The 6,000-nt window shown below is 70.3% G+C and carries 6 protein-coding genes; 3 read left to right on the top strand and 3 right to left on the bottom strand.

The genetic code is table 11. The features are described 5' to 3' along the window. On the top strand, nt 1-267 hold a 267-nt coding region (locus tag ACLQ3B_RS25225; protein ID WP_425783176.1), incomplete at its 5' end, for a zinc-binding dehydrogenase. Nucleotides 268-491: 224 nt separating this feature from the next. Here the strand turns inward: ACLQ3B_RS25225 and ACLQ3B_RS25220 are convergent. Continuing rightward, nucleotides 492-1,292: a helix-turn-helix domain-containing protein gene (locus ACLQ3B_RS25220; RefSeq protein ID WP_425783175.1), complete on the bottom strand. Its 801-nt coding sequence runs from the start codon at nt 1,290-1,292 to the stop codon at nt 492-494. 121 nt (nt 1,293-1,413) lie between these two features. On the opposite strand from ACLQ3B_RS25220, the gene ACLQ3B_RS25215 reads away from it, so the two are divergent. Together ACLQ3B_RS25215 and ACLQ3B_RS25210 are read left to right on the top strand one after the other, a co-directional pair. After that, on the top strand, nt 1,414-1,863 hold the full coding sequence (locus tag ACLQ3B_RS25215; protein ID WP_425783183.1) for a VOC family protein: 450 nt from the start codon (nt 1,414-1,416) through the stop codon (nt 1,861-1,863). A gap of 111 nt (nt 1,864-1,974) precedes the next feature. Then, entirely contained in the window at nt 1,975-4,671 is a 2,697-nt protein-coding gene (locus ACLQ3B_RS25210) for an AAA family ATPase (RefSeq protein WP_425783174.1), read from the top strand. A 66-nt stretch (nt 4,672-4,737) separates the two neighbouring features. Here ACLQ3B_RS25210 and ACLQ3B_RS25205 read toward each other — a convergent pair whose 3' ends face one another. Then, on the bottom strand, nt 4,738-5,373 hold the full coding sequence (locus ACLQ3B_RS25205) for an SRPBCC family protein (RefSeq protein ID WP_425783173.1): 636 nt from the start codon (nt 5,371-5,373) through the stop codon (nt 4,738-4,740). Further along, complete coding sequence (locus tag ACLQ3B_RS25200) at nt 5,370-5,855, bottom strand: SRPBCC family protein (RefSeq protein WP_425783172.1); 486 nt, start codon at nt 5,853-5,855, stop codon at nt 5,370-5,372. The genes ACLQ3B_RS25205 and ACLQ3B_RS25200 overlap by 4 nt, the downstream gene beginning before the upstream one ends. Nucleotides 5,856-6,000 lie beyond the last annotated feature (145 nt).

The raw sequence follows: 6,000 nt of genomic DNA, 5'->3' as shown, positions 1-6,000 counted from the left end.
CTCGCGAAGCTGACCCCCTACGTGGCCGACGGCGGCATCGTCGTCAGCTCCGCCGGCCCGGTGCCGGCCGACGAGGCACGCTCGGTACGCACCGCCGGCGTGTGGGTCGGCCCCGACGCCTCCCACCTAGCCGACCTCGTCTCCCGCATCGACAACGGCGTACTCAAGCTGCACATCGCCGACCGCCGGCCGCTGGAGGAACTGCCGACCATCCACCAGGATGCAAGCAACGGCAAGCTGCTCGGCAAAACAGTCATCGTCGTCTGACTCCCCGTCCACGTCCACCATCGAAGCCCCTCTTCGGTGGTGGACGCCGAGGTATACGGAGTACCCCGGCCGGCCGGTCGGAGCTGCGGCCAACTCGGCGTCGTTCGTGGTCGTCATCGGCGCGGTGCTCGCAGCGCCCGGCGACCGGCGCTCCGTCTCTCGCGTTCGGAGGGCCGCCAGCGGTGACTGCGCGGAAATCACGTCGCACTCAGCGCGAGGTGTCGTCAACCCAGTCGATCCAGCTTCTCGCGAGCGGCAGTGTCGGGCCGAGGCGTGAGGACCACGAGGCGCAGGTCGGTGTTCTGGGTGGTCAGAACGTTGGCGTCCAGCGGGATGGCCCCCACGTCCGGGTGTACGGCGGTCTTGTGCGCGCTCTCGTGATTGGCCACCGCGCGGAGGGCCCAGAGGCGGCAGAACCTGTCGTTCCCGGCCATCCGCGAGATCAGTGCCGCCACGTCGGGATCGTTCGGATAGCGGGCGCTGGTGGCGCGCAGGTCGGCCACCAACGACTGCTCGAAGTAGGCGCGCTCGGTGTCCGTCTGGCGGACTCGGGGGTTCCGGGATTCGAACTGGACGATCAAGGCGTTGCGATCGTCGGCGGTGGCGCCCGCGGGATCGCCGAAGACGGCCGCGAACAGCCGGTTCCAGTGCAGCAGCCGCCACACGGCGTCGTAGACGGCCGCCGGGGTGTCGCCGAGGTGGTCGATGACGCGGTGCAGGCTGCTGGGGATCAGGTGGGGTATCCGGTCCGGGGCCGCGGCGAAGCCGGCAAGGCGCATCAGGTGCGCCTCCTCGTCGTCAGAGAGTCGTAACGCGCGGGCCAGGGAGGTGCACACCTGCGCCGATGGGGTGGCGGCCCGGCCCTGTTCGAGGCGTGCCACGTATTCGGGGGAGATGCCGGCCAGTGCTGCCAGCTCGCCGCGTCGTAGCCCGACGACGCGGCGACGAGAGGCGCTCGTGAGATCGACAGCGGCCGGGTCCGTGCGATCCCGCCAGGCCCGCAGCGCGGCTCCGAGGTCATTCATGAACCCCATGATCCGCCATCGGTCCGGGAGCTGGGTGGTACCAGCGGTACGCGGAAGACCTGTGCCTTCCACAGTGCTGGCTCGGCCCTTCAGGATGGGGATCATGAGCAGAGTGACCAGAATGCATCACATCGGAGTGCCAGTCAGCGATCTGGCGCGGTCGGTGAGGTGGTACGAGGACGTCCTCGGCATCGCGCCGAGCGGCGTGACGATCTCGGCGACGAACCCGGCGATCGGTGCGGTCGTCGAGGTCGAGAACGCGTCGATGCGGGCATCCTTCGCGTTGGCCGGTGACAACGTCCTGCTGGAACTCATCCAGTACGACAGCCCGCAGCCCAGGCCGTTCACCGGGCGCAACTCGGACGTTGGGGTGATGCACCTGTGTTTTGAGATCGACGACCTCGACTCGGCGCACCGCGACCTGGTGCGGCGGGGCGTGCACGTCAACGCCGATCCGGTCGTGCTCCAGGACGGCGATGGCGTCGAAGCGGGGGCGCTGGCCGGGACGAAGATCCTCTATCTCCGTGACCCCGACGGCATCCAGCTGGAACTGTTCGAGTTGCCCTCGTAGGAGCGCCGACTCCGGACCCGGCGCCCGTCCCGATCGGTGCGCTGCTCTGGATACCATCGGTGGGGCCGAACAATCGGAGGGCACCATTCGTCCGGCGACACGCAGAAGCTGATGACAGATCTCAGGTCGGGATTGTTCGTCGCTCGCGAGGCGGAGTTGGGCGAGATTGCCTCGGTGACGGCAGCCGCGGCGCGGGGCCGTGGCGGGGCGATGCTCGTTCTCGGTGATGCGGGGATCGGCAAGTCGACGCTCATCGGTGCGGCCGCTTCGCGGCTGGACGGATGGCGGGTGCTGCGGGCCGGTGGTGTCGAGTTCGAGAGCGAGCTGCCCTACTCGGCCCTGCACCAGTTGTGCGCGCCAGTGCTCGACCACCGCGCTGGGCTCCCCGTGCCGCAGCGGAGCGCGCTCGACGCGGTGTTCGGGCTGCAGGCCGGGGCCACGCCCACCCCGATGCTTGTCGGCCTGGCCGTCCTGGGCCTGCTGAGTGCGGTAGGCCGGCGCAGGCCGGTGTTCTGCGTGGTCGACGACGTGCAGTGGATCGACGCCGGCTCGCGGCAGGTACTGGCCTTCGTCGCGGCACGCGTTGCGGCGGAGCGGGTCGCCATGGTGTTCGCCGGCCGTGACGCCGCCTCGGTGTCGGGGCTCGGTCGCCTGCCCGCCCTCACTCTCACCGGGCTCACCGATTCGGAATCCCTCACCCTGCTGCGGTATCGGGCACCATTCGGCCACGAGGCGGCGATCGCGCAACGGATCCTCGCCGAAGCGGCCGGCAACCCGCTCGCCCTGGTGGAGTTCGCCCGCGACGCCGGACCGTTCGGGCTACCCGGGGACGCCGGGCACCGCGCCGTGGAACACCGGTTCGCGAGTCGGTTCCTGCGGCTGCCGGCACCCACGCGCTCGGTTCTGGCGCTGGCCGCGGCGGAGCCGACAGGCGACCTCGTTCTGCTGCGCCGCGCGATGGCGATCCAGGGGCTGGACGCCGTGGACCTGGCCGCGGCCGAGGACAGCGGCCTGTTGGTGGCCGGGCCCCGGGTGCACTTCCGGCATCCGTTGGCGCGTTCCGCGGTGTACCTGGCGACTGGCGCCGGGGCGCGACGGCAGGCGCACGCGTCGCTCGCCGCCGGTACGGACGCCGACGTCGATCCCGACCGTCGCGCCTGGCACCAGGCGAACGCGATCACCGGCCCGGATGAGGAGACCGCGGCCGAGCTGGAGCGTTCGGCCGGACGAGCACAGCGCCGCGGCGGACTCGCGGCCGTGGCCGCGTTCCTCGAGCGCGCGGCCCGACTGACCCCCGGCCGGTCGGGGCAGGCCCGCCGGTTGTTGGCCGCGGCGAGAGCGCGGTTGGGTTCGGGGGAACCTTCTGCCGCCCGGGAGTTGGTGGACGAGGCCGAGCGTCTCCACCCGGACCCCGCCGACCGCCGCGCCGCGCGACTGCTGCGCGCGATGATCGACTATCACGTGGCGCGCAGTATCCCGGCGACGATCGCGTTGATCGACGCGGCCGACGGAGTGGGGCCCGACGAGGTCCGTGAGACCTACCTGGAGGCGTTCGCGTCGCTCATGTTCAGCGTCGACGAGCCGGGGAGGTTACGGCGGCTCGCCCTGCACATCCGGGAACGGGTACCCCAGCGTCAGCCGCCACGTCCGGTCGACCTGCTGCTGCGGGCATTGGTCGAGCAGAACCTCCGCCCGGTGGACGAGGCGATGCCCATGATGCGCCGTACGGTCGACGCCTTCCGGGACCACGCCCGCACGACCGGCGCGGATCCGTGGTGGATGGAACGTGCCTGTGTGTTGAGCGTCGACATCGGTGACAGCGATGCCATGGAGCAGATCGCCGACCGTCAGGTGGAACTCGCCCGGGCGCAGGGGGCCTACGCGATCCTTCCCCATGCGTTGCGCTTCCAGGCGGTCGCCCGGACGATCGTGGGTCGCTTCGCCGACGCGCAGGTGTGCATCATCGAGGCGCGTGCGGTCGACGAGGCCGCCGGAACGTCGAACCTCGTCGGGTCCGACCTGATGCTTGCCGCCTGGAGCGGGGACGTCGAACGGTTCCGGGAGATCCGGGAGAAGCTGCGCGACTGGGTGGGGGTGAAACCCACCGCGCTGCACTACGCGATCGGCGTTCTGTGCAACGGTAGCGGCGACCATGAGGCCGCGATCGACGCGTTGCTGCTCGTCCGGGACCAGCACCGGCGCGGCGCGTACGCTGCCTCCGTCTTCCACCACGAGCTGGTCGAAGCCGCCGCGTACGTCGGACGTCCCGAAGAAGCCAAGGAATCGGCTAGATGGATCGGGGATGTCGCGCGGGTCAATCCGAACGCGTGGACGACCGGTGCGCATCTACTGGCGAGTGCGCTGCTCGACCCGGGGCTCGGCGCACAGGACCACTTCCGTGCCGCGATCAGCCGGTTCGCCGGGAGCAGGATGCGAGTCCACTACGCGCGTGCCCGACTGCTCTACGGGCAGTGGCTGCGACGGGTCGGCCGTCGCGCCGAGGCGCGGGTGGAGCTGCGAGCCGCGCACGAACTGCTCTCCACCATCGGCGCGCGCGGGTTCGCCGGCCGCGCCGCCCGCGAACTAGATGCCATCGGCGAGCCGACCCTGGCCGACGACGCCGATCCGCTCGCGGGGCTGACCGCCCGCGAACTACTCGTCGCCCGCAAGGTCGCCTCCGGCGCAGGCACCAAGGAAGTCGCCGCGCTGCTGTTCGTCAGCCCGCGAACGATCGACGCCCACCTGCGCAACCTCTACCGCAAACTGGGCATCACCTCACGCCGGCAGCTACGAGAGCTACTCCGCTGACGGAGCCGGGCCGACCGAGCGACGAAAGGGCCCGCCGGTACGAGACCGGCGGGCCGTTGGGCCACGTCAGCGCCGGGCCCGATCACACTCCCGTTCGGCACGCGTCTTCAGCTCCGTCAGCCACGTCTCCAGGCCCGCCCCGAGAGCCACGGTGGAGAAATCGACGTCCTGCTCCACCTGGTCACCGCGCCACGTCTCCTCGGTACGCACGAGAACCCGGCCGTCGATCTCGGTGAACGTCCACACGTGCACCCCCTCGTCGATGCGCAGCCCCGCTCCGATCGCCGGGCCGTCCCACCGAAGACACCTCTGGTGTTGGAGCTGCCGGACGGTGGACGTGACGACGAGGGTCGTGGCGGGATTCAGCGCGGTCTCGAGGACCGGTGTCGTCCACCGGAACGACGAACCGGGACGCAGTGGGCCACGATCGAGCCGCTTGCTGGACAAAACGGGCTTCTGCCACGACGGCCAGCGTTCCACGTCGGTCTGCAACTTCCAGACGGTCCGTAGCGGAGCGTCGATCGTCGTCTCCGTCCGATAGCGAATCTTCGCCGCGGTGTCGACGGTCCTTCCCACACATCGCAGCGTCGCGTGGTCGGCGCCGACGTCGCGCCTGACCTCGGCCCGAGCCGGCGCACCTGCGGTGCCCACGAGGCCGGCCACGACCACTGCCGTCGCGACGGCGAACACACGATTCTTCATGAGGCGGCCACCGCCTCGGCGGTGGCCTTGAGTCGTTCCAGCCACATGGCGAGGGTCGTGTCGAGGCCCTCCTGGAACGGCCCAGGGGCGGCATCGACAGGCGGGCCCGCGAAGGACTCCTCGGTCGACACCTCCACACCGTCGCCGGCCGGAGTGAGCGCCCAGACGTGGACACCGAGGACCCCGTCCGGTCCGTCACCGTATCCCCGCCACACGAGGCGTTCCCGCGGCCGTACCTGAACGATCGTCGACTCGATCTCCATGCCCGCGGCCGACCAGCGGAACACGGAGCCCGGGGCGAGCGGACCTGGTGTTTCCACGCGTGCGTAAGGGATTTCTGGCAGCCAGGTTGTCCATGCGTCGATGTCGGTGAGGATCCGCCACACGGCGTCCGCCGACGCGGTCACCGTGACGCTGTGGCGGCTGACCACCGGTGCCGACACGTCAATGCCGGCCTCGTCGGTGTCCGTACTGTTCTCCATCGTGAAGCCTCTCTGCGGTCACTGACCATCGGATCGCCGGGCGTGAGAGCGAGCCGCTAGATCCACACCCGGCAGATGCGATCGTGCCAAGACGGCAACCGCTACACATCGGCAAGAACTACCTAGTTCGCGGTACGTGGGCCGG

Source organism: Micromonospora sp. DT53 (genome assembly GCF_049841535.1).
Classification (GTDB): domain Bacteria; phylum Actinomycetota; class Actinomycetes; order Mycobacteriales; family Micromonosporaceae; genus Micromonospora.
Note: the sequence above shows the minus strand (reverse complement) of the source record. Positions and strands in the feature narration are given on the sequence as shown.